The 25,562-nt window shown below is 33.7% G+C and carries 20 protein-coding genes; 2 read left to right on the top strand and 18 right to left on the bottom strand.

Annotated elements, in window-relative coordinates; genetic code table 11:
- Positions 1 to 251: 251 nt before the first annotated feature.
- From G5V56_RS12660 to lysA, 16 genes are all read right to left on the bottom strand, one after another.
- On the bottom strand, positions 252 to 5,534 hold the full coding sequence (locus G5V56_RS12660) for an ATP-binding protein (RefSeq protein WP_166965567.1): 5,283 nt from the start codon (positions 5,532 to 5,534) through the stop codon (positions 252 to 254).
- A gap of 385 nt (positions 5,535 to 5,919) precedes the next feature.
- Positions 5,920 to 7,092, bottom strand: coding sequence for a DUF1624 domain-containing protein (locus tag G5V56_RS12655; protein WP_166965565.1), 1,173 nt, complete (start codon positions 7,090 to 7,092; stop codon positions 5,920 to 5,922).
- Positions 7,093 to 7,134: 42 nt separating this feature from the next.
- Positions 7,135 to 8,550 carry an MBOAT family O-acyltransferase gene (locus G5V56_RS12650; protein WP_166965563.1) on the bottom strand — a complete coding sequence of 472 codons (1,416 nt, stop codon included), beginning with the start codon at positions 8,548 to 8,550 and terminating at the stop codon, positions 7,135 to 7,137.
- 2 nt (positions 8,551 to 8,552) lie between these two features.
- A complete protein-coding gene (locus tag G5V56_RS12645) occupies positions 8,553 to 9,590 on the bottom strand; it encodes a hypothetical protein (protein ID WP_166965561.1) in 1,038 nt (345 codons plus the stop codon).
- 20 nt (positions 9,591 to 9,610) lie between these two features.
- Complete coding sequence (locus G5V56_RS12640; RefSeq protein ID WP_166965559.1) at positions 9,611 to 10,501, bottom strand: hypothetical protein; 891 nt, start codon at positions 10,499 to 10,501, stop codon at positions 9,611 to 9,613.
- A gap of 193 nt (positions 10,502 to 10,694) precedes the next feature.
- Positions 10,695 to 11,741, bottom strand: a complete 1,047-nt coding sequence (locus G5V56_RS12635) for a proline iminopeptidase-family hydrolase (protein WP_166965557.1) — start codon at positions 11,739 to 11,741, stop codon at positions 10,695 to 10,697.
- Positions 11,742 to 11,760: 19 nt separating this feature from the next.
- Positions 11,761 to 12,933, bottom strand: coding sequence for a dipeptidase (locus G5V56_RS12630; RefSeq protein WP_166965555.1), 1,173 nt, complete (start codon positions 12,931 to 12,933; stop codon positions 11,761 to 11,763).
- A gap of 66 nt (positions 12,934 to 12,999) precedes the next feature.
- Positions 13,000 to 13,494: a VOC family protein gene (locus tag G5V56_RS12625; RefSeq protein WP_166965553.1), complete on the bottom strand. Its 495-nt coding sequence runs from the start codon at positions 13,492 to 13,494 to the stop codon at positions 13,000 to 13,002.
- Positions 13,495 to 13,590: 96 nt separating this feature from the next.
- Complete coding sequence (locus G5V56_RS12620; RefSeq protein ID WP_166965551.1) at positions 13,591 to 14,109, bottom strand: RidA family protein; 519 nt, start codon at positions 14,107 to 14,109, stop codon at positions 13,591 to 13,593.
- 25 nt (positions 14,110 to 14,134) lie between these two features.
- Positions 14,135 to 14,437 (bottom strand): EthD family reductase, encoded by a 303-nt coding sequence (locus tag G5V56_RS12615; protein WP_166965549.1) that lies wholly within the window; start codon positions 14,435 to 14,437, stop codon positions 14,135 to 14,137.
- A gap of 11 nt (positions 14,438 to 14,448) precedes the next feature.
- The gene (locus G5V56_RS12610; protein WP_166965547.1) at positions 14,449 to 14,961 is read right to left on the bottom strand and encodes a YybH family protein; all 513 of its coding nucleotides are present in this window, start codon (positions 14,959 to 14,961) and stop codon (positions 14,449 to 14,451) included.
- 31 nt (positions 14,962 to 14,992) lie between these two features.
- Positions 14,993 to 15,919, bottom strand: a complete 927-nt coding sequence (locus tag G5V56_RS12605) for an NAD-dependent epimerase/dehydratase family protein (protein ID WP_166965545.1) — start codon at positions 15,917 to 15,919, stop codon at positions 14,993 to 14,995.
- A gap of 139 nt (positions 15,920 to 16,058) precedes the next feature.
- Positions 16,059 to 16,568, bottom strand: a complete 510-nt coding sequence (locus tag G5V56_RS12600; protein ID WP_166965543.1) for an ester cyclase — start codon at positions 16,566 to 16,568, stop codon at positions 16,059 to 16,061.
- Between the two features lie 214 nt (positions 16,569 to 16,782).
- Positions 16,783 to 17,523, bottom strand: a complete 741-nt coding sequence (locus G5V56_RS12595; RefSeq protein WP_166965541.1) for a LytR/AlgR family response regulator transcription factor — start codon at positions 17,521 to 17,523, stop codon at positions 16,783 to 16,785.
- Positions 17,524 to 19,395, bottom strand: coding sequence for a tetratricopeptide repeat-containing sensor histidine kinase (locus tag G5V56_RS12590; RefSeq protein WP_166965540.1), 1,872 nt, complete (start codon positions 19,393 to 19,395; stop codon positions 17,524 to 17,526).
- Between the two features lie 348 nt (positions 19,396 to 19,743).
- On the bottom strand, positions 19,744 to 20,973 hold the full coding sequence (lysA, locus tag G5V56_RS12585) for a diaminopimelate decarboxylase (protein ID WP_166965538.1): 1,230 nt from the start codon (positions 20,971 to 20,973) through the stop codon (positions 19,744 to 19,746).
- 204 nt (positions 20,974 to 21,177) lie between these two features.
- Here lysA and sucC point away from each other — a divergent pair, with 204 nt between their 5' ends.
- Positions 21,178 to 22,368: an ADP-forming succinate--CoA ligase subunit beta gene (gene sucC / locus G5V56_RS12580; protein ID WP_166965536.1), complete on the top strand. Its 1,191-nt coding sequence runs from the start codon at positions 21,178 to 21,180 to the stop codon at positions 22,366 to 22,368.
- Between the two features lie 68 nt (positions 22,369 to 22,436).
- On the opposite strand, the gene G5V56_RS12575 is transcribed toward sucC, so the two are convergent.
- A complete protein-coding gene (locus G5V56_RS12575; RefSeq protein ID WP_166965534.1) occupies positions 22,437 to 22,694 on the bottom strand; it encodes a DUF1456 family protein in 258 nt (85 codons plus the stop codon).
- Between the two features lie 359 nt (positions 22,695 to 23,053).
- Between G5V56_RS12575 and G5V56_RS12570 the strand changes: the two genes are divergently transcribed.
- On the top strand, positions 23,054 to 23,464 hold the full coding sequence (locus G5V56_RS12570) for a TerB family tellurite resistance protein (protein WP_166965532.1): 411 nt from the start codon (positions 23,054 to 23,056) through the stop codon (positions 23,462 to 23,464).
- 67 nt (positions 23,465 to 23,531) lie between these two features.
- Here G5V56_RS12570 and uvrB read toward each other — a convergent pair whose 3' ends face one another.
- Complete coding sequence (gene uvrB, locus G5V56_RS12565) at positions 23,532 to 25,535, bottom strand: excinuclease ABC subunit UvrB (RefSeq protein ID WP_166965530.1); 2,004 nt, start codon at positions 25,533 to 25,535, stop codon at positions 23,532 to 23,534.
- Positions 25,536 to 25,562 lie beyond the last annotated feature (27 nt).

The following is a 25,562-nucleotide window of genomic DNA, read 5'->3' as shown; positions in this document are numbered from 1 at the left end:
GTTTTTTATAGGACACATGCTGTTCGCTATTAATCATTCCAATGAATGATAAAGTTTTTAGCACGTTCGTTTCATGTTTTTTTTAAATTTTCAATGTTATTGCTTCATGGTAGGAGTAACTTATTAGTTGGTTTAAAATTTACTACACTATTGAATGTCTTTAAATTACGTTTTATCCTATGGTAATATAATTAAAAATTTAGTTCTTTTTTTTCTTTCTAATCTACTTTTATTCTAATAACTAATGATCCTTAAATTGGCAAAACAATTGTAAATTCTGTTCCTTCATTTTCTTTAGTATTTAAGGTTATTTCTCCACCATGGGCTTTTATAATATCATAACTTAAACTCAAGCCTAATCCAGTACCTTGCCCTGTGGGCTTGGTGGTAAAGAATGGCTGAAATATTTTATCCAGCACTTTTTGTGGAATGCCGTTGCCATTATCTTTCACCGAAATCAAAACGTTACCTTTCAACTTTTTTGTACTGACTGACACGGTTGGTTCATAAGATATTTGTTTGGTTACGTTTGTAGAGCTCTTCTTTTTTTCATCAACCACATAAAAGGCATTCGTAATTAAATTTAAAATTACTCGGCCAATATCTTGAGAAATAATATTGATGGTATCAATAGATTCATCAAAATCAGTATCCAAAGTAGCGTTAAATGATTTGTCTTTGGCGCGTAAACCATGGTAGGCGAGACGAAGATATTCGTCTGCCAGGGCATTAATATCGGTAGGCTCTTTTACACCGCTACTGCTTCGACTATGTTGGAGCATACCTTTTACAATGCCATCGGCACGTTTGCCATGATGATTTATTTTTTCGAGGTTTTGAATGATGTCATTAGCAATTTCTTTTACCTCTTCGGTGTCACCATTAGCTAATTCTTCCATCATTTCTTCCAATAATTCTTTACTGACCTCTGAGAAGTTATTGACAAAGTTTAAGGGGTTTTGAATTTCATGAGCTATACCAGCTGTAAGTTCACCCAATGAAGCCATCTTTTCGGCTTGAATAAGTTGTTTTTGGGTTTCCTGCAATTCACTTAAAGTATCTTCTGCTTTTTTCTTTGCTTTTTGCAGATTGATTAAATCCTCTTCTGCTTGAAAGGCTTGTGCTTCTGCCTTTTGTAAATCTAGAAAACGGGTGTAGGTTTGTTCGAATACGCGACCAAAGCGTTTAAAAATATCGTGTGCATGAGGAACAGGTTCGTAGGTGATAAATAAGAGGAAGCCGTTAGTAAACCTCACCAAATGATTGATTTGATGCACTGGTAGTGAGATATCGGCATCTTTGAATTGCTGGAACACTTGCTCAAGTCCTGGAATTGTGGCCATATAGTTATAATGCTCCACTAATTCGTCCCCGCCTTGCTCATATACAAAAAAATCAAGGCCTTTTTTAATGGCTTTATACCAAGGTAACAGACTTGAATGTTCTGTTAGAGGTAATTCAAATGGCACCTGAATTTCACCTTCACTACTCATAATGCAAGTGCTCGATTTTTTATCGGCTGCCAGAATATTGTATCCAGCACTCCAAGCTGGAATACCTAATGATTGTACTTGATGAAATAAAACATTAGCGGCATCTGGAAGTTCTTCACTTTTTTGCATGGCCATAGTACGACTCCGTACTTTTTCCAATGCTGCTTCTATTTGCGCTTCTCTTGTTTGTGCTTCTGCTTTTTGAAGATCGAGAAAACGGGTATAAGTTTGTTCGAACACTTTAGAGAAGCGTATACTTAACTCTTTTAACTCCTCATTCTGTTTTTTAGTAATAATTAATAGGTAACCATATTTAAAAAAACCTACATTATAGCATTGATAAGTAGGAAGTTCCAACTTAGCCTCTTTTAACACATCAAAAGCAGCCTTAATGGAAGGGAAGTTCTGCATATAATCATAATGTGCTTTAAGTTCCTCGCCTTCCCAAACCCTTTCATGAGATGAATCTCCATTTAAGAATGATTTATAAATTTCGTTATGAGTTTTTTCTTCTTTGTAGGGTAGGAGCATAGGAGGTAATAGTTTTCCTGAATCAGCTCCCATCCATGCTTCTACCTGATCTTGTTCAGACCAAATACAAAACCCACAGCTCCAAGTATCAAAACCTAGATTTTTAATCTGTTGAAAAAGCACGGATGCTGTTTCGGCAAGTTCTTCACTTTTTTGCATCGCCATGGTTCTTGCTCGGACTCTTTCCAAAGCCAATTCAATTTCTGATTCCCGCGCTTGCGCTTCTGATTTTTGAAGATCGAGGAAACGGGTATAAGTTTGTTCGAATACTTTAGTAAACCTGGCAAGCAAAGTCTCTTCTTCATGAGTCATATGAGAACCTGCGACGAGATGCAAATAACCATGTGAAAAATTAAAGCAGTAAAAGACTGTTGGGTCAGGAAACTGTTGCATTACCATCTCTTCAGCCTCTTTAGAATTAAATGTTGTTATAGCGTATTCAAGATGCTTTTTTCTTATTTCCCCCGCTACAGATTGATGAAACACCGGCTGCTGATTCTTCCAAGCTTTATAGCGTTCGTCAAATATATCATCACCTGTAAGCGGAAGATGAAATAATCCAAGCGAGTCACCACCAGGATTTGTAACCCATGTTGCCTGTCTGTTTGTTGCCTCATTTATTTCAACATAGCCACATGTTGCAAAGTTAGTTACACCAAGTTTAATGAGCTCCTTATATAAAAGTACAACGACATCTTTTACTTCTTCGCCTTTTTGCATCGCCATTGTTCTGCTTCTTACTTTCTCCAATGCAGCTTCAATTTTTGCCTCTTTGGCTTGGGCTTCGGCTTTTTTCAAATCTAGAAAACGGGTATAGGTTTGTTGGAATACTTTGGCAAAGCGTTTGAAAATATCGTAGGCATCTTTGGCTGGCTCAAATGAAATAAACATGAGATAACCATGAGAAAAAAAGGCACAATGCATTATTTGAAAGTCAGGAAGCGTAAGGCCGCTTGCGGCCATTTTTTCTGCTACTTCCTTAAATTCAGGAATGGAAGCCATATATTTATAGTGAGACTCCAATGCTTTACCAGACTGTTCTTCTACAAATAAAGTTTCTCCCTTTTGTGCAGCTTTGTGAATTCTGCTAAAAATATCTTTAGAACTTGATGTTTTAAAAGAAGGCTGGAGCCTGTCTTTCCCTGCCATCCATGAGGTAGCTGCTTTTCTACCTTCGTCCCAGATATTAAAACCACAACCAAATACTGATATACCGAGGTTTTCAACCTGCTTAAACAGCAAAATAGCTGCTTCTTGCAACTCATCACTATGTTGCATCGCCATCGTGCGGGCTCGAACTCTTTCTAAGGCCAGTTCAATTTCAGATTCCCGTGCTTGTGCTTCTGCTTTTTGAAGATCTAGGAAACGGGTATAGGTTTGTTGGAATACCTTTCCAAAACGCATGAGTGTGGCATTCTCATCATCTGAATAAGGAATACAATCGAAATTCTCGATGTAGAGGCCAACATTATCAAGTAATACTGTTGATCCGGCGAGACCAGGGCAACTAAAATAAAAATCCTTTGCTTCCTCTGGTAAGTCAGGAATCAGGTTTAAAAGAACCTTATAAAATTTATTTTTTTCCTCAAAATTTAAATTGATTGCAAAAAAATCTCTTCCTTTCTCCTTGGCTTCATCGAATTGATTCGCCCATACTGAATCAAAATATGGGTGTGTTATTTTAGATGGTATTTCCTGCTTGTCAGCTATCCAAAAATGCCAATCTCCCTTTGGTTTATAATCAACAATAAAACCAGCATGATCTATATGTATGTTTAAGTTAAGAAATTGATCGTATACTAGTTTGATTACTTCTTTGAGCTCTTCACTTTTTTGCATACCCATACTTCGGGCGCGCACTCTTTCCAAGGCTAATTCTATTTCTGATTCTCGCGCTTGGGCTTCTGCTTTTTGAAGATCTAGAAAACGGGTGTAGGTTTGTTGGAATACTCTTGTAAAACGCATCATCATAGCAATCTGTTCTTTATCCAAGCGGATGCCGCCTACAATCAAAAGATAGCCTTGTTCAAAGTTGAAGTTATGAAGTTTTAGTTCAGTTGGTGAAACTGCAATCAATTCTTTGGCAGATATAGGAAAATTAATACTCTCCTCAGCAACGAATGTTTGATGTGAGATTGTTTCCTCTTTATTAAGTTCTATAACTAAAAGTGGCTCTTGGTTTTTCCATCCATTTAAAATTGAATTCATTACCACTGTTTTGGTATGGGGAATACCTACTGCTTGAGACATAATTTTACCAGTCGATGGGTCTGGAGTATAGTTCCACCCGATTTGCTCTTCGTCCATTATGACATATCCACTTGTAATGCTTTCGATTCCAAGTTTTGTAATTTCATTGAATAGCAATGCGCCAGCCTCCCTTAACTCATCACTTTTTTGCATGCCCATACTTCGGGAGCGCACTCTCTCCAAAGCCAATTCTATTTCAGATTCTCTTGCCTGCGCTTCTGCTTTTTGAAGGTCTAGAAAGCGCGTGTAGGTCTGTTCAAAGACTTTAGTGAAGCGTTTGAAAATATCATGTGCTTCTGGCACAGGTTCTAAGGTAATGAATAACAAATACCCATATTTAAAATAGGTGACATGGTCTATCTGACTTGTTGGGAATGAGCCTCCATTTTCTATCATGTCCTTTAAAGCGTCCCCCATAACGGGAAGAGTACAGAGATATTCGTAGTGTGCAGTGCAGGCTTCATCTTCAAACTCTTCAATATGCATGATTTCACCTCTCTGGCCTGCTTGATAATAGCGAAGAAATAAAGATTCACGGGGTGTTTTATAAACTGGCAAGGTGCCCTGTTCAGAACTAAACCATTCAGAAGATTCATTATCACCATAAATATTAAAGGCACATCCTCTTGTCTCAATCCCCAATGCTCTCACTTCGCTATCTAATAAAAAAGAAATTTCTGCCAGTTCCTCGCTTTTTTGCATAGCCATAGAACGACTTCGAACTTTTTCTAACGCAGCTTCAATAGCCAGTTCTCTGTTTTTTTCTTCGAGTTCTATAGTTCGGCGCTGCACTGCCTCGCGAAGCATTTGATTTTCAGCACTGACCTGATTATATCCAATGGTTTCACCTTCCTGTGCTTTTGAATCTGGCACAGAATAGTGTTGGTAAACAAATCGCCAACCAGCGTTGTCTTTCTTAAGAATATTACTAAATCGAAACCGCCCATAAAATGTCCAATCTACTCCGCCAAGAAACCAGGCATCAAACAAGTGGGTAATAAATACCAGTTCGCCAAATTGTTCTATGATTTTGGTTTCATTACGGAGCTGGGTTTTGCCTGCAAATTGTTCTCCCGTTGCTTCAAAAAAGTCGGTAGTATGCTTACGGTCCAGAAATTCTTCATTATGGGTAGACCCTATAAAATGAAAAGCATCATCAAAAAAAGAATCGTATGTTTTTACATCGCCATTGAGATAGCTTTGCAACCAGGTATCATACACTTTAAGTGTTTCTTTTTCTAATTGTTTGGTCGGTTTCATGGTTTATTAATTTTTTAGAATACAAATATTTTAAATTTGATTGCCATTTTATGATTTGCAATCGCTATTGATATTCTTTCAACTTATCTTTCTCATTTTTATTTAAACTTACGCATAGAATGTAATGTCCATATTGCTAACAATATACGATTCTAATCTGAAATTCTGTAGAATTTTCTCATAATCAACTTGAAGTTTTCTAAGGTCTTTAGTTTTTATAAAATGTTATTGTCATTTCAAATATTAATACTTAAAGCAATCAAAATTCCAGTAACCACTAGGAAAATTTCTCCAAAGGCATATTTTAAGTAGTTGGTGGTTTTGCCTTCTTTAAGAAGGTTTTTGCGGATGTTTCTAAAGAGTTTAATCACAACTTAAAGTTTACTTATAAATAGCTTAGCCACCACTTATCTCGATTATTACTTTTATAGTTCCAATACCATTTACAAACTGGATATAAAGCCAGTATCAATAAAAACCATATAGCATACACCACCCATAAACTATAACCATATCCTTTAAGTTCAGGTGTTCGTGTAACAAACAACTCTATAACCATAAGTTTTGGTGATAAGCCAGATAGCGTTACAGCTATTAAAGCCAAAAGATGTATAATATACACATGGATGATGTAAAAAAACATGGGAACTCTTCCAATAGTTACTACTGCATTATATAATTTTCCTTTCCAATTCTCGGCAAACGACAGCAATAATATTGTGGGGCCTAGTGTTACTAATAAATATAATAATGATGGTGGATATTTTGCGAAATTTATAAACGATAATACGGTAAAAGCAAATGATTTTTGTGGCTCCCAGATAGTTGGGTTACCGTATACATTAAAGTATCGAATGATAATAAAAAGTAAAATTGCTGAAACACCAATATATCTTAACCATTTTATTCTTATTTCTGGTTTAAAATCTTGTTTATACAATAAGCCGAAATGATAACCTAGAGTCATTACAAAAATCCATGGAATTAGCGGGTAGGCAACAAAGATTGTTGTAAAGCTGATTTTAATAGGAGCTTGCACATGCAAAAGTATCCATAGATCTTTCGAGTATTCTGGCATATAACCGTCTAACATATTATGGCCAAAAATAACTATCAAACTTATTGCAATCATCAGTTTTTTTGGAACATGAATAAAGGCTGCTAGAAACAGCATAGAAGCACCAAGTGCCCAGATTACCTGAAACACAGTCACAGTATAATTTAAATTGAAATTCCAGCCAAATTTCATAATGGTAACTTCCACTATTATGAGCCAAAATCCGCGTTTTAATAGCCAAATACTCAAATCTTTTTTACTGCATTTTTGTCCTACAAAAAAGGCTGAAGTCCCAGCTAAAAACATGAAAACAGGCGCACAATAATGTGTGATGAAGCGGGTGATGAATAGAGCTATATTGGTTTTGGATAAATCTGTTGGATCGAAAAAGAAAGCATCATAATGAAAATAATCTCTTGTATGATCTAAAGCCATAAAGATCATGACCATACCTCTTAATAAATCTATAGATGCTATACGCGGTGATTTTACTTGAACCATAGTGTAACTGATTATTAAGTATTACTTAATTAAAAACTAATTTTAAAACTGAAAATAAATAAATTGTTCACCGCTGCCTTGAGCGATAACAATCAAGAAAAACATGGAAGCCCATACAACACCAAGAGCCCAAGGGTGTATTTTTTTAGAAACAGCTTCAACCGATGTGTTTCTCATAAACCAATGGCAAATAAAAAGAAGTCCTATAACGATACCGACTTTTAAAATATCGAAATTGGCTAAAACTTTTTCGCCATCAGGATTCAAATAAAACATAGAGGTTATCATATTCCAAGCCGTTTTAAACTCTCTTGCTCTAAAAAATACCCAAGTAATGTTAACACAGGTAAAGGTTGTAAAAGCCAGAAACATGCCATTCCATTTCGTTATTTTAAATGGCAGATATTGACGTTGTAAACGTTCTAATATTAAATAAGTACCATGTAAACCGCCCCAAACTATAAAGGTCCATGCAGCACCATGCCATAAACCACCTAAGAGCATGGTTATCATTAAAGCGGCATACATTCTTACTACACCATGGCGATTTCCTCCTAAAGGAATGTATAAATAATCTCTTAACCACGAAGATAAGGTAATGTGCCAGCGTTTCCATAAATCTGAAAAGCCTAAAGATGCATACGGATATCTGAAGTTATCAGGTAAAATAATTCCAAGCATCAAAGCAATTCCAATGGCACAGGTTGAATACCCTGCGAAATCAAAAAATATCTGTCCTGAAAAAGCTAATGTTCCCATCCAGGCATCCCAAAAATTTAAAATTTTACCTGAACCATAAACGGTGTCAACAGTATCAGATAGCAGCGTATCTGCCATTACTACTTTTTGAAAAAGTCCTAAAGTCAATAAAAATAAACCCCAAATAAATTGGTTGACCGTAGCTCTTTTTTCTTCATAAAATTGTGAAATTAGATCTTGAGCTCTAACAATTGGTCCTGCTACTAATTGCGGGAAGAAGGTTACGTATAAAGCAAAATCTAAAAATGTTTTAGCACGTTCGGTTCGCTTTAAATACATGTCAATGGTATAAGACATGGTTTGAAACGTATAAAACGAGATACCCATTGGTAAAATAATATCCATATGTGTAGTTTGATAACCGTAACCATAAGAGTTGACCACCGTGGTAAAGTTGTCTAAAAGAAAATCGCGGTATTTAAAAAAGGTAAGAAAACCCAAATTGACAAACATACTCAATAATAACCAGTATAGTCTTTTGCGTTTATTTTCTTCTGTTGCTAATTTCTTTCCAGTAATCCAATCAACAACTGTTGATATCCAAAGTAAAATGACCAAAGGCGGATTCCACAGCCCATAAAATATGTAACTGGCAAATAGCAACATGCGCTTTTTGCCGGTCCAACTAAATATTTTTGAATAGTAGAGTGCGAGTACTATGACTAAAAATACGACGAAACTTAATGAATTGAATAACATGGTTAGTTGGTTTTAAGATTAGTTAAAGCACCATCGGCTTTCATAATTTTAATAAGTTCTTTTGTGAAAAACTGTGCATCTTTTGCTGCTAAATGTGACCATTCAGGACAAAAGAGGTCTTTAAATTGGCTATAATCTTGATAATTATATGCCTTAGCTTTAGTTTTAGCTACTAGCTCGTCCCAGAAGAGGTTTTTTGAAAAGGCCTTACTTTCTACTTCCTTAAATAGACCAGAGGATGGACATCTTACCAATATTAAATTACCGCCTCGTTTTTTAAATTTTTTAGCTAAATCTACAAAAGCATTAATAGTGGATTCTTTGTCTGGCGGAGGGAAATCACCAGATAAAATGGAAGTCCAAACTTTTTTTACAGTATTGGCATAAGCTGTATCTGTTACCATTCTTTCAGGCATTTTCATATGTCTGTCAAGTGAAATATCTTCAAAATTATTGAATGGAGGATAAGCAGGACCTTCTCTTGTTCCAATATGAATTTGCTTAAGTAGTGTTTTTAAATCAACATCTGAATCCCAACTTTCGTCACCATCTCGAATAAAGGCTAAGTTTTGCTGTAATGGGACTGATAATTTATGATTTATGATTTGCGCATAGGTTCTTTTTTTATAGTAATCAACTAATGATTGTGAACGTCTTATAAATTCAGCTTTAGGATTGGTAGTTGCAAAAAAAAGAGGAGGTGTTATTCCCACTATAAGCGTTCCATTAAACGTAGTGTTTTTCACAATATCCCTAAAAACAGGGGTTGGGGAAGCACCTTGAGTGGCTAACTCAATAGAATTGGTACCGGTTTCTTTTTCCCAGATGTCCAATTGTATGTCATACAGAATTCTCGAAGACCCAATAAAAACGACGGTTTTATTGTTAAAATTTTCAAGTTTTGCCCGCTGATTGGCCCATAAGTTTTTGTTGTCATCAATATTTGGCTGAAGGCCTTGAGAACGCCAGTAAAGTTCCCATGCAGAAATGCTTATGATACTTAGTGCAAAAGCAATAATGAGGGTTTGTTTTAGTTGCATAATGGTTGGTTTAATTTATTTTAATTTTTATGGGAATGAAGATGACCATCTTCAATAAGTTTGTTAACCATATCTTTGGTATATTTTAAAGCATCTGTATAATACATATGAGACCAATCCGGTAATGTGTATTTAGACATAAATTCATAATCTTCAAAATGATATGATGGGCATTGAATCATTTTCATAAATGGATCATAAACTTTGTCTCGTGGCAACATTCTTTTAGTGTTTTTATTCCATTCTTCTTCTGATTTGTGGCGAATAAAAATAATTTTACCACCACGAGCCTTAAAAATATCAATGACTTTTCGGTAGTATTCAAACACTTCAGGCATATCATCTTTTACCACATCATATTCAGGTAAATAAGGAAGAAAACCACTCCATACATATTGAATTTTTTCTGCAAAACCAGGTTCGTCAATCATCGCAGGAAACATGATAAGGTTTCTGTCTTCATCGTGATAGCTGAAATTATACAGCATACGCTCTTCTTCAATTCTTCCTGGTATGGAAATTCTATTTATTAGCGATTTCAAATCCAGATCATTATAGAATTTAAGTTCAGAGGAGGTTAACATTACTAAATGACGTTGTAATGGCTTTGAGAAGAAATAACCAAGTTTTTGGGCATACGTTTCGTCATGGTAATGATCTACCCATTTTTGTGCACCATTCCACCACGGATTTTTGGCCTTGTCAAACCAAAACACAGGTGTTACTCCAATAACAATAGTTCCATTAAAGGAGGTATTATGAACTATATCATCGAGAAAGGAACCAGGTGGTTTTCCATCTGTAGAAAGATTTATAGGTTTTATGCCTTGTGTCTCTTCCCAAACATGGGTGTTAAAATTAAAACCTGTTCTTGAAGACCCAATGAGGACAATATCTTGAGCAGTAGCCATCTCAATTTTTGCTCTTTATTTGGCCCATAGATAGCGATCATCTTCTAAACCTGCTTTGTAGTGATCTGTTTGAGTGCGCCAATATAATTCCCAAATACTCAAACTTAACACGCTTAAAGTAAGAGCAATAATTAAGGTTTGTTTTAGATTCATTTGGTTGGTTGGTTGGTTTTTGTTGGTTATCTAAATTTAATTAGAACGTTTTATTATCTACATCTTTTATGAATTTTATTAGTCCATTGAAATAGGTTATCGGGTCGTCGTATTGTGCCACATGGCCTGCATTACATGTCAAGCTTCTACCGTGTTGTACTTGTGTGCTCATCCATTCCATATATTTTGGATCCATGGTATCATATTTTCCACCAATCATTAATGTTGGAACCTTAATTTCTTTAAGTCTTTGTGAAACGTCCCAACCTTTCAGCGTAGCGTTACCTGTGACACCAAATTCACTATAGCCTTGCATATAGATATAAATGTTCGGGTTGAGATGTTTAAAAGCTCTATTGATAAACTCTGGCCATTCGTTCAAAGGTTTTCTTAAGACATGTTGTGTGTAATAATATTCTTGAACTAATTCAGCATATTTTGGATTAGCAAAATCACCTTTGTCTTCAAAGGCTTTTATTTCTTTATAAATTTCTGGAGGAAGTTGAGGTCCCAAGACTTCTGCGGCATATTTTTCATAAGCAGGGATACTGGCCATCATATTTGAGATGATAAGTCCTTTTATGTTATCCTGATATTTAAGTGCATATTCCATAGCAAGAATACCTCCCCAAGATTGCCCCAACAAATAAAAATTGTCCTTGTTGAGGTTTAAAGCTTTTCTAACTTGTTCTACTTCTTCTACAAAATGATCTGTTGTCCAAAGAGTAGAGTCATTGGGTTTATCGCTATAATAAGAATCAAGTTGGTCATAATAGATATATTCAATACCTTCTTTAGGAAGGAAACCATCAAAATTTTCAAAAAACTCATGAGTACCACCAGGGCCACCATGAAGTAATAAAACTTTCATTTTAGGGTTATTGCCCTCGCGTTTTGTCCAAACATTAAAAGTGCCTTTTGGAGTTGTGATAGGAATCATTTTAATACCGCCTGTAAATTGGTCATCACTATTTGAATAATCCATGTAGGTTGATGCACAATCTGCCTCTTTTTTTGATTGATTATTCGTATTGCAACTAACAAAAAGTGTTAATGATAATAGAAGATAAAAAAAAGTGTTTTTCATTGTGTCTTTGGTTTTATAGTTATTGTATTTCATTAGCTTTTAAAACTCTTAAAAAGTTTTCGCCTAAAATTTTATTAATATCTTTTTCATTGTAACCTCTTTCTAATAGTGCTTTGGTGATAAGGGGATAGGTGGAAACATCATCTAATCCTTGAGGCGTCAGGTTGATACCATCGAAGTCTGAGCCAATGCCTACATAATCAACGCCGACTAATTTTATTACATACTCAATATGGTCTATGAGCATGGACAGTGGCGGACGCATAGCTTCTGCTTCTTCTGAATGTTTATGATATAAGTAATCTAATGCATACCAACCATCCATCCCAGTTTTTGTGAGAGAATCATGTTCTATCTTATGGTTTTGTAAAAATGACGCTTCTTTTTGATCGAAACTTGGGTCAATAAAACCTGGATGAAAGTTAACCTGAATGACGCCGCCATTTTTGGCAATCGCTTTTATTTGCTCGTCTTTTAAATTACGGAGATGTGGCACCAAACTATATACAGAACTGTGGGAAGCAATAATGGGTTTTGTAGATATATTGATGACATCCCAAAAGGTCTGTTCACCAGAATGACTTACATCTATCATCATGCCGAGTTGGTTCATTCGTTTTACCACTTGCTTACCAAAATCAGTGAGTCCTTTATGTTGTAAATTTGGATTGTTTGTTTCATCCACGGCACTAGTAGCCCAAGATGGCGCCACATTGTGCGTTAAACTTAAATACCGAGCTCCTCTTTTATAGAGCGTTTCTAATTTATTAAGATCATCTTCTATCATATGGCCACCTTCTACACCAGCCATGGCAGCAATTTTGTGTTGCTTAACTACATTGATGAGTTCTTTGTAATTGGCAACTTTTACAATTTTATCTGGGTTACGTGCTATTACAGCATCTAAACTATCCATCTCTCTATTCGCCATGGCATAAGCATTTTTAGATGCACCATCACAATACACAGAGAATAGTTGCACATCTAACCCACCTTGTTTCCAGCGTGCTAAATCTGTGTGCGTTTTTCCTTTTAAATTGCTATCAATAGAAAAACCATCATCCACAGTTTTCATCAGGATATCGTTATGGGTATCTACTAAAATGACTCTATTATGAATATCTTGATACTGTTGTGCCTGCAATTGTAAAGTAAGAAGACTAATGATTATTGCTGCTTTTGTTGTATTCATAACGCTCTTGTTATAATTAATTAGATTGTAATATATGATTTTTTGATGTTTTAATTTGTAATTATTTTATTCTGCAAGCCAGTTAGGTTGATCTAATGAAATTAATGAAAACCATTTTTCATTGCTATTTACTTGAATCCAGTAGCCATCAGGATCTTGCAAATAAATTTCTTGAACACCATTTTTTCTTCTGTCTGCTCTGTTTTTTTTTCCTTTCCAATCATAAAATTGAATATTAGATTGTTTTAGGTTTTCAATAAATGTTTCTAAATGAGATGTTGATAAAGCTAAATGTATGGCTTTATTTGTTTTTACAGTTCTTTTTACGCTGGAAATAAGGTGTAATTCTCTTCCATCTCCAAAGCTAAAGCAGCGTACATCTTTTGTTTTTTCAGCATTTATAATTTCTCTTAAGTTGAAGATGTTTTGGTAAAATTGAGCCGATTGATTGACATCTTTTACTGATAATGCTAGGTGGTTTACAGTAAATTGGGATATTTCTTGTGCGTGACACATTCCAAAGACTAGTAAGGCAACAATGATTATGGTTGGTTTTTTCATGATTTTGATATTTAAAATTAAGTCTTCATAGTAATGATAGTTTTAAAGGGAAACCCCAAGCAGAGTTTTAAGATTTTTTTCAATTATCTTTAAATGTTATTGTTTTTCTGATTTATGAGCTTCCATATCAATCTCAATTAGCTGGCCAGGCAATGCTAATCCTTTTACTTCTAGCCACGTGCCTGTTGGAAATTGTTTTTTGTAAATAGAATTTCGAAAACCAGATACATTGATGAATTCTTGCATATTAGTGGTGAAAACATTTTCAACTATCACGTCATCAAATGTGTAGCCATAATGCTTTAAGATTTTCTCAAGATCTGAATAGCAATTTTTCATTTGTTCTTCCATGCTGCCAGCACCGATAAGATTTCCTTCATTATCCATACTCACGGCGCCAGAAATTTTAATATCGTTTCCAATTTTTACAGCGTGTGAGTAGCCATACATTTTTTCCAATTCAGGACGTAAAAGGAAATAATCTGGTGTTTCATCTATGACTTTGGTTTCTGTAGACTCTGTTTTTTCTGATTTTACTTTTTCATAACAACTAATAGTTGTACTTAAAAGGAATATTGTGAGGATTGCTATGGTACTAAATTTTGTTGCTTTCATAATTTTGTTTTAATTGTTAATAGTATTATTCAATAGTACCCACGAAAAGCGTTACGCCACCAGTAGCAAAATTAGCAAGGTCGCCTGATGTGGCTTGTCCCTCAGGAGATTCCATAGCTTTCTGTAATGCTTCAGGACTTTTATACCAGAATTCTGCCATACGATAATAGTCTGGTTTAGTGCTATCAGGAGCATTCAAGAACTTAGTAAGTTCTAACTTCTCATGTCCTGTCATCTTTGAGGCTATAGGCAAATGCGTGTTTGCATAATAATTTTCAAAGGCTTTAGTATCTGTTGGATGTTTGTAAAGTACTGTAAGTTTAATCATAATATTTATTTTTAATGTTCTTGAGAAACTAAAGGGTCATTACCACTCCACATGCCGTAAATTGATATCCATTTTCCTTCTTTGTTGCGTTTTAATAACTCTGTATACTTTCCAATATCAGTAATAGTATCACCGGCAGGAGATAAGAATTGTAATTTAAAAGTCCCTATCTCATACCCTAAATCACCATCACTACTAGCATCAATGGTTTTTACCGATGCAGATATTAAGCCAGCATCAATAGCGCCTTGCCAATAATTTTTAATATTTTCTCGTCCTTTAACTATGGGTTCATTAGGTGGTAATAATGACGCGTCTTCTGTATATAAATTAGCAGCAGCTGTAGCATCTTTCGCTACTAATGCTTTTGCAAAGTCTCGATTCATTTGACCTAATTCTTCAACCGTTGCAGGTTTTGGTGCTTCTGTTGTAATTGTTTCTTTTTCTTTTTGATTACAACTTGAGATACTTGATAAAACAAGTAAAATTAAAACTGATTTTTTAATGGTTTGAATAGCTCTCATTTTTAAATATGGTTAGTTATTTTTAATTTAATTATTGTAATGTTTTAATTACTGATTGAAATGTAATTCCTAATTGACGCTCAGCAAGTTTGTTTTGGTAGATGATTTTTGCTTTATTTTTTGGTGGTTTACCATTAAGCATAAGCGTTACATCAGACACAGGATAAGTTTCACTGGAGAGTAAATAATTTTTTCCATGTAAACCAGAAATAGTTGCTGCTTTGTAAATACATTTAGCAACGTCTTTAACATCAACAATGGCAAATTCTGCGTCAGTGTCAAAAAGCATTTGTACAAAAGGATTTGGAGCTATTTCATTTTTTAGTAAAAACTGTAATCCAGTTGAAGTAGAATCTTCTCGGTTAGATAACGATTTTCCAAATACAGCTACGGGCGATACACTGGTAATTTCAAAATCGAGATTAGGATGGGTTTTTATAAATTCATTAACCGTTTGGTTCGCAATAAATTTTGCTTGAGCATACGGGTGACTTTCTTCACTCATAAAAGGCGTGTCTTTTTCACTAATTGTATCTAATACTGATTTGCCTTCGGGAGGTAATGGAAAGTTAGTATTCCAAGCCGCAACAGACGCAATAAAGACTACTTTTTCTATATTTGGTGTGTCATATATCACTTCTAGAAAGTTTTCGGTGCCTTTAATAGTTGGATCAAATAATTCTGTTTGAGGATCTTTAACATCTAACTGAAATGGCGTGCCACCGTGAATAACAATATCACAATCTTTTACGAATTCGCGCAAAGCAGATTTGTCTTCAACATTTAACTCGCTAATGTATAAATGATCCGATTGATCAAACTCCATTAAGTGTTGGTATTTTTCTTCTTTTGTAATATCGGTTGCTGAAACTTTTGCTTCAAAACCGTTATTTAAAAATTCTTTTGTGATGTGGCTTCCTATGAAACCAGAACCACCAATGATGCCTACTTTTTTCATGTTATTTATTGGTTGTTTAATAAAAACCAGGCAATTGACAACAGTTTAAGTGACTAACTCAAAAAAACATTATAAATGATTACAAATTATTATTGCCAAATATTCTCTCCCAGAAATTTTGCCTGGTATTTTAATTTATTTATTCTGTTTGTATGTTTTTACTAGCTTCTATGGCTTGCATATCCGTCATTAATTTTGAAATATCCCAATAGCCATCTTCTCTAACAATTTTGCCATCAATAAATTGAGCGGTTATATGGGCTGGTATGACGTAACGTTTTCCGTTAGCCTTTAAATTGGCTTCCCAGTGCCCCCAAAAGTTAACCCACGTTTCACCTTTATCTGTAACAACCATTTCATATTCTACACTTTCAGGATTATATTTCCAAGAGGTAAAGAGCTTAGCATCTTCCTTATTTTGTTCTATTAATTGAGAAACTGATTGTGCGTTATCAATTGTAACATTGTTTAGTATTTTCGCAGAATCAGCGTAGTAAGTTTTAAAGTCTTTCCAATCTTGTTTTTCATAAGCTTCAATCACCTTTTTGTAAGTGTTTATTTCTGGCGATTGTTGTGTGTAACGAATTTGTTGTTGGCAAGCACTTAATAAGATAAATGTTGAGAAGATTAAAAAGAACGTACTTTTCATTTTAAAATGATTTTAAAACCTCACAGCTTCTTAATATTAAGATTTGTGAGGTTTAGGGTTGGTTAGGTTGAATCTTTTAAGTGATTCTATATGTAAGTAACTAATAATCAAAACGAAAACAAATTGTGTTAGGACGAAACGTGTTATATTTTGTCCGAAGACTTGCTTTTATTTATCAAAACATTATTTTAATTAGACTGCATCTAAATAAAATTTATATCGTTTGTAATCTGTTGAGTAATTCTTCTTTTAGAGATTTACTAACAGGAATGGCTTTTTTACCAATTACAATATGGCTCGTGGCTACTTCATCAATTTGAGATAGATTAACAATAAAAGACCTATGTACTCTTATAAAATGTTTGTTTGGTAATTTTTCATCAAGATCTTTTAATGTCATAACCAACAAATATTCTTTAAGTTTTGAGTGAATTCGGCAATAATTACGTTCTGCCTCGATGTATAAAATATCTTTAATATCTACTCTCACCATTTTTTCATGATGTTTTACAAAAATGCTATCACTTAAAATAAAAGGTGATAGTTTTTCTTCTGAAGGGTTTACTTCCTTTTCTTCAGTTTGAATTCTTTTTATCGTTAATTCAATAGCACGTTGCAGGTCTAGTTTCTTAAAAGGTTTAGAAATGAAAGCGTATGGGTTTGTTGATTTTGCTCGGTTAAAATGCTCGTCATTTGCATTAGCTGTTAAATAGATGATAGGAATATTGAATGATTTTTGCATGATTTGCGCTGTTTCAATACCGTCAATTTTGCCTTTTAATTGAATATCTAACAAAACAATATCTGGTGTATTCTCTTTAATATGTAGTAAGGCTTCTTCGCCCCGTGGAATGATGCCAGTTATTTCATAGCCAAGCGTTGTAAGTTGTAACGAAATGTTTGCGGCAATAATCATTTCGTCTTCAACGATTAATATTTTAGTTGGTTGGTTCATTTAGGCGGCTGTATTTAATTTAAAATGAAATAAAACGGATGTGCCATTTTGTGTATCTTCTTTCATAACGCCATTGAGTTGTTGCGTTAATAGTTGTACGAGTTGAGAACCAAAACCAGTTCCTTTGGGGGCTAATCCAATCGTTTTTCCAATACCATTATCAGACACTTTTAGCGTTAAAGTTTCAGGGTTGGATTTTGTTAAACTAATCGATATGTTTCCATTAGCATCTTCAGGAAATGCATATTTAAGAGCGTTAGTAAGCAGTTCATTTACAATTAATCCAATAGGAACAGCCGTGTCAACATCTAATTCTAATTGTTCCATAACACATTCTATTTTGACTTTGTCATCTTTATTGAAAGTATCTAAAATACCTTCACCAAGATTAAAGAAATAGTCTTTCATTTCTATGCTGCCAAGGTTATCACCCTGATATAATTTTTGATGTATAATACCCATAGATTGCACGCGATTCTGACTCGCAATCATGGCGTCTTTAGTGGCAGAATCTTCTAATTGCGCAGATTGTAATGAAATTAAGCTTTTTACAAGCTCCAAATTATTTTTCACGCGGTGATGAATTTCTTTTAGTAATAATTCATTTTGTTTGTTTTTAGCAGCAAGTAATTGGTTGGTTTTAGTACGAATTCTATAACTTCTATATCCAAAAAACAGAAAACTTAAAAGCAAAGCAACCACACCTATAGAGAGCCATTGTACTAATTTTTGTTGTGCAAGTTGTAATTTTTGAGCAGCAATGGTATTTTCTTTTTTTTCGGTTTCGTATTCTGTGAGCAGTTTAGACATGTTTTTATCACTTTCAATAGCGACTGTTTTATCTCTTATTTCTCTGGCTTTTCGTTCGTATTCTAAAGCCTTAGGATAATCTCCTAATTTTTCATAAATGGTACTTGCGTGTCCATAGTTTTCCGTTAAGTTTGAAATATCTTCATCTTTTTCTTGAAATTTTATAGTTTCAAGTTGGTATTTTAAGGCTTCTTTGTAATCGCCTTTAAGTAAGTTGATTTCTCCTAAATTGGCCGTTAGAACTGTGATAGCATTTCGGTAATTTGTTTGCTGCGCCATTTTCATGGCATTTTTATATTGCACTAAAGCTTCGTCGTATTTACCTAATCTTTTAAGAGCGTTTCCTAGATTATTGGTAAAATCACATAAATTCATCGGGTTGAATCCGATTGATTTTGCGTAGCTTAAGGCTTTATCAAAATACATATAGGAGTCTTGAAAATTACCCATGCCCATACATGCATCTCCTGCCGATGTATAACCGTAAACCAATTCTGTTTCTAGGTTGTTTTTTTTACAAAACTCAATACTTTTAATAGCATATTCAAGAGCTTCTTCGTTTCGTTCTTGTTTGTATAAATCTTCTGATATTCTGCTGGTAGCACCAGCTATTCCTAATTTATCGTTTATAGATTCCATGAGGCGCAATGCCTTTAAATCTAATTCTAAAGCTTGCTCTAATTCTCCTTTCTTTTTATGAACCCAGCCAATTTTAAAATACGTAGTTGCTTGGCCCTTTTTATTGTCAACAGCTATATAGCCATTTAAAGCTTTATCAAAATAATACGAAGCCGAATCTAATTCTAATAAGTTGGCGTGTATTCTTCCTTTCATTTCATTGAACTTAGGCATCCAATTTTTATCATTTAATTTATTAGAAAGGTTGACACCTTGTCGTGCATAAACTAAGGCATTCTTTAAATTTTGTGTAGATTCAATAGTTACAATATCACTTAATAGGTCTAGCTTAGAACTGTTTTTTGTTTCTTTAGAAAGTAAGCGTGAAAGACTATCAACCGATTTGTTTTGTCCTGAAACAAAAGGAGATCCAGCAAGAATCATCAAAAAAGTAATTCTTATTGTAAACCGAGATATACAAGTAGCAATTAACATATCGTCTTTTAATTAAAAATGCTATTTACAAAAGACTTAGGGGAATGGTGCTAAATATAATAAAAATCAATCTATTAGTAATTAAGGTCTGTGCAGAATTTGAGAGGGTAAAAGTAAAAGTCTGTTATTAAACACAATTATAAATATAGTAAAATATTCACAAAATTAAGTTGGTATTTTGTGTTTAATTGTTTTGTAAACATGTTTTTTATTTAAATCTCTTAATGTCAATGTTTTAATAAAAAAAAGACCCAACATTATGTTAGGTCTTTTATACTTAAGAAATTTTGGCTAGGCTTAATTAGTCAAAACCTTTTCTTTTTTAAAATCAATTTCCACTTGATTTTTTATAATATCATCAAAGGTTTCACTTTTTCTTATGAGATGCGCTTTTTTATTATACCATAATACTTCAGCTGGACGAAATCTTGAATTATAATTACTAGCCATAGAGAAACAATAGGCTCCAGCGTTTTTAAAGCATAAAATGTCTCCTTCATTAATTTCATTAATCCGACGATTATTTCCAAACGTATCTGTTTCGCAAATATACCCTACAACTGTGTAAAAACGTTCTCTTCCGTTTGGGTTAGATATATTAATAATTTCATGATGCGAGCCATAAAACATGGGGCGTATTAAATGATTAAAACCAGAGTCTACTTGAGCAAAAACTGTTGAGGTTGTTTGTTTAACAGCATTTACTTTGGTTAAAAAATTACCAGACTCACTCACTAAAAATTTACCAGGTTCAAAAGCTAAGATTAAATCTTTACCATAATCTTTACAGAACGCATTGAATTTTCTGGTAAGTTTTTTTCCTAATTCTTCAATATTTGTTTCAATGTCTCCTTGTTTGTAAGGAACTTTAAATCCTGAACCAAAATCGATAAACTCTAAGTTTTTAAATTGTTTGGCGGTTTCAAACAAAATTTCACTAGCATATAAAAACACATCAATATCTAAAATATCACTTCCGGTATGCATATGGATACCATTAATAGTCATTTTAGTGTTCTCAATAATTCTAAGTAAATGCGGAATTTGATGAATGGAAATTCCGAATTTTGAATCTATGTGACCAACAGAAATATTACTGTTTCCGCCAGCCATAACATGTGGATTAATTCTAATACAAACAGGTACGTTAGGATGTTTAGTTCCAAATTGCTCTAATATAGACAGATTATCAATATTAATTTGTACTCCTAGTTTGGAGGCTTCTTCTATTTCTGCTAATGAAACACCATTAGGCGTAAAAATAATTTGTTCTGGTAAAAAGCCTGCAGCCAAACCTAATTGCACTTCTTGTATAGAAACCGTATCAATACCAGAACCTAAGGTTTTAAATAGCTTTAAAATTGAGATATTTGAAAGCGCCTTTACAGCATAATTTATTTTAAGATGTTTAACATCCTTAAATGCATCAGTTAATCTTTTATACTGTGATGCAATCTTTTCGGCATCATACACATACACAGGACTTCCGTAGTCTTCTGTTATTTTTAGCAATTGACTTTTCAACATATTAAATTTACTTTTTGGCAAAGGTAATTTTTTTAAGAATATTAAAAATAAATAATTCAATTATTATCCAAATTAAACAAAATGTTATTTAATTAACATTCTGAAATATTTTTATAGTAAAACTAAGTGTATTCCTAAATAAAACATTAGTGTAATTAATAGGTATTCTATACATTTGTCCTTATTAATACTATCAAGCAAATTATGAATTTACACGAATATCAAGGTAAAGAAATATTAAGCAGTTTTGGTGTGCGTATTCAACGCGGTATTGTAGCTCAAAATGCTCAAGAAGCTGTTACTGCAGCAAAACAATTAACAACAGAAACAGGAACAAGTTGGTATGTTATAAAAGCTCAAGTTCATGCAGGTGGACGTGGTAAAGGTGGCGGTGTAAAGCTTGCTAAAAATTTAAAAGAAGTTGAAGATATAGCAGGTCAAATTATTGGAATGAACTTAATTACACCTCAAACTTCTGCTGAAGGAAAGAAAGTTCATCAAGTATTGGTTGCTGAAGATGTGTATTATCCAGGTGAAAGCGAAACAGATGAATTTTATATGTCGGTTTTATTAAATCGTGCCAAAGGAAGAAACATGATTATGTATTCTACTGAAGGCGGTATGGACATTGAAACTGTTGCTGAAAAAACGCCTCATTTAATTTTTAAAGAAGAAGTAGATCCAAGTGTGGGTTTAATGCCGTTTCAAGCTAGACGTATTGCTTTCAATTTAGGACTATCAGGAACAGCCTTCAAAGAAATGACAAAGTTTGTTACTAGTCTATACACCGCTTATGTCAAGTCGGATTCATCACTATTTGAAATTAATCCGGTTTTAAAAACCAGTGATAATAAAATTATGGCTGTTGATGCCAAAGTTACTATTGATGATAATGCGCTTTATAGACATAAAGATTATGTTGATTTGCGTGACTTAAGAGAAGAAAATCCTATTGAGGTTGAAGCTAAAAAGGTAGGTCTGAATTATGTAGATTTAGATGGTAATGTTGGGTGTATGGTTAATGGAGCAGGTTTAGCTATGGCAACTATGGATTTGATTAAGCAAGCAGGAGGAGAACCAGCAAACTTTTTAGATGTAGGAGGAACAGCTGATGCAGCGCGTGTTGAGGCAGCATTTAAAATTATTTTAAAAGATCCAGCTGTAAAAGCAATTTTGATTAACATATTCGGTGGTATTGTACGTTGCGATCGTGTAGCCCAAGGTGTTATTGATGCTTACAAAAATATGGGAACTATCAATGTGCCTATTATTGTTCGTTTACAAGGAACAAATGCTGATATCGCTAAAGAATTAATAGATAATTCTGGGTTAGATGTACAGAGCGCTGTAGAATTTCAGGAAGCAGCAGATAAGGTGCAAGCAGTATTATCGTAAAGGATACTCAATTTAATATAAGAGCATTACTAACTAGTAATGCTCTTTTTTTATATGTAATTATTTTTTTATGGTTTTTTAGTGGTTGCTTTACTATCATCCTTTTTAGGCATAGGACCACGCAGATGAATAACTAACCCATTCAAAAAATTACGTAAAATTTGGTCGCCACATTCCATATATTTAGGGTGATCTTCTTTTCTGAAAAAAGCTCCAAGTTCACTTTTAGAAATTCTGAAATCAACAAGTTTTAAAATCTTTACAATATCGTCATCTCTTAGTTTCAGAGCCACTCTTAATTTTTTTAAAATATCGTTATTTGTCATATTAATAAGCTGTCTTAGTGTTTTAACCGGTTTGTGCAAAATTAGTTGAATACTTATCCTTTTTTAGCGTTTTTAGAATTTTTCTAGCTATTTCAAAAAAAACTAAAAAAATCAAAGTTTTATGATTTGAAAAACTTACAGTAAAATACTGTAAATCAATATTTTATGTCTTTATTTTTTTCATTCAACCAAGATTGAATTTTTACTTATTTTTTATAGAAATCAAAAATTATATGATGAAATAAATAAAAATATCGACGAATCAACCCAGTGTTTTCGATAACTTACATAATATCAACGATTAGAAAAGTAGGCTTGTGTTGTAACTTTATAGTGTAATTATTTAATCCATATCCCTTATGATTAATAGAGTAGAAAAACTAAGTCTTCTGTCGGAAATGATAGCTTTTGCTAAGTACGATAAGGATATAAAAAATATTGAATATAATTTTTTATTAGGCGTTGCAAAACAATTAGGTATTAGTCGAGAAGATTTTGACTATTTGATAGACAATCCTATTAACTATATTCATTTAAAATCTCATAGTGAGCGAATTGTTCAATTTCATCGCTTAGTTTTGTTGATGAATATAGAAAATAATGGTGGTGACAATAACTCTTCAGGGGTTATTAAATTATATAATTTTGGTCTTAGAATGGGGCTAAGTCATGAATCAATAACTAAAGTTTTGTACTTAATGGAAAGTTTTCCAAATAAAATTGTTCCACCAGATGTGTTGATTGATATTTTTAAAACGCAATACAATTAAAAGTTAAGATTTATTTTAATGTGTTAATAAAACCTTTCTGTTAGGTTCATAATGAAAGCTAAGCGGTTTAAACGTTTAGCTTTTCTAGTTTTTGCTGATATGCTTTAATTTCGTCACGCAATTTAGCGGCTACAATAAAGTCTAAAGCCTTGGCAGCTTCTTCCATAAGTTTGCGTTTTTCACGAATTTTCTTTTCTAATTCTGGTTTGCTTAAATACTCACTTTCAGGTTCTGCTGCTTTTAATGCTTCTAATTCATAGCTATAGGTACTTACAGAGTTTTTCGTAAGCGCATTGTTTAAATTTTTATTTAAAGCTTTCGGAATTAGATTATGTTTTGTGTTATAAGCTATTTGTTTCTCTCGTCTATAATTAGTTTCATCTATAGTTTTTTGCATACTATTGGTAATTTTATCGGCATACATAATGGCTTTACCATTTAAGTGTCTTGCGGCTCTACCAACGGTTTGAGTTAATGATCTTGCTGAACGTAAAAATCCTTCTTTGTCCGCGTCTAAAATAGCTACTAGGGAGACTTCTGGTAAATCTAATCCTTCACGTAATAAGTTGACACCAACCAATACATCAAACAAACCTTTTCGCAAATCCTGCATAATCTCAACACGCTCTAAGGTATCGACATCACTATGAATATATCTACATCTAATCTGAATTCTATCTAGATACTTAGTCAATTCTTCTGCCATACGCTTAGTAAGCGTTGTTACTAAGGTGCGTTCGTCTTTTTCGACACGTAACTGAATTTCTTCAATTAAGTCATCAATTTGATTTAAACTTGGGCGTACTTCAATAACAGGATCCAATAAGCCTGTAGGACGAATAACTTGCTCAACATACACACCATCAGTTTTTTGTAATTCATAATCAGCTGGTGTTGCACTTACATAAATAACTTGGTTTTGTAACGATTCAAACTCTTCAAACTTTAAAGGTCTGTTATCCATAGCAGCCGGTAATCTAAATCCATACTCGACCAAATTCTCTTTTCGACTTCTGTCTCCGCCATACATAGCATGAACTTGTGAAATGGTAACGTGGCTTTCGTCAATCACCATTAAAAAATCATCTGGAAAATAATCTAACAAACAAAATGGACGAGAGCCAGGTTGTCTGCCATCTAAATAACGAGAATAATTTTCAATACCTGAACAATAACCCAATTCGCGAATCATTTCTAAATCAAATTCAGTGCGCTCTTTAAGTCGTTTTGCCTCTAGATGTTTGCCTATTTCTTTAAAATAATCATGCTGTTTTACTAAATCGTCTTGAATATCTTTAATGGCATTTTGTAATATGTCAGGTGATGTTACAAACATATTAGCAGGATAAATATTTAATCTGTCGTACTTTTCAACAATTTGATTGGTTTGAATATTGAAGGATTCAATGTCTTCTATTTCATCACCAAAAAAGTGTATTCTAAAGGCATCATCAGCATAACTTGGAAAAATATCAACAGTATCTCCTTTTATTCTGAAATTTCCATGGTTGAATTCACCTTCAGTTCTAGAGTATAAACTTTGAACTAAGCGATGTAATAATTTAGTTCGTGAAATGACTTGATCGCGTTCTAATGAAATCACATTTTTTTGAAACTCAACAGGATTTCCAATACCATACAAACAAGATACAGAGGCAACTACCAAGACATCACGGCGGCCAGAGAGTAAAGAAGATGTCGTACTTAACCGCATCTTTTCTATTTCCTCATTAATCGATAAATCTTTTTCAATGTAAACACCAGAAACAGGAATGTAGGCTTCGGGCTGATAGTAATCATAGTACGAGACAAAATATTCTACTGCATTATCAGGGAAGAATTGTTTGAATTCTGAATATAACTGTGCAGCTAAAGTTTTGTTATGAGCTAAAACTAAAGTAGGTCGCTGCACTTCTTGAATAACATTAGCTACGGTAAACGTTTTACCAGAACCTGTTACACCAAGTAAGGTTTGATATGTTTCGTTGGAGTTGATACCTTTTACAAGTTCTGATATGGCTTGAGGCTGGTCTCCTGTTGGACTAAATTCTGATTGAATTTTGAATTTCATTCAGCAAAATTACGTAAAAAATATGTG

The organism is Yeosuana marina (assembly GCF_011762485.1).
GTDB classification, from domain to species: Bacteria; Bacteroidota; Bacteroidia; order Flavobacteriales; family Flavobacteriaceae; genus Yeosuana; species Yeosuana marina.
Note: the sequence above shows the minus strand (reverse complement) of the source record. Positions and strands in the feature narration are given on the sequence as shown.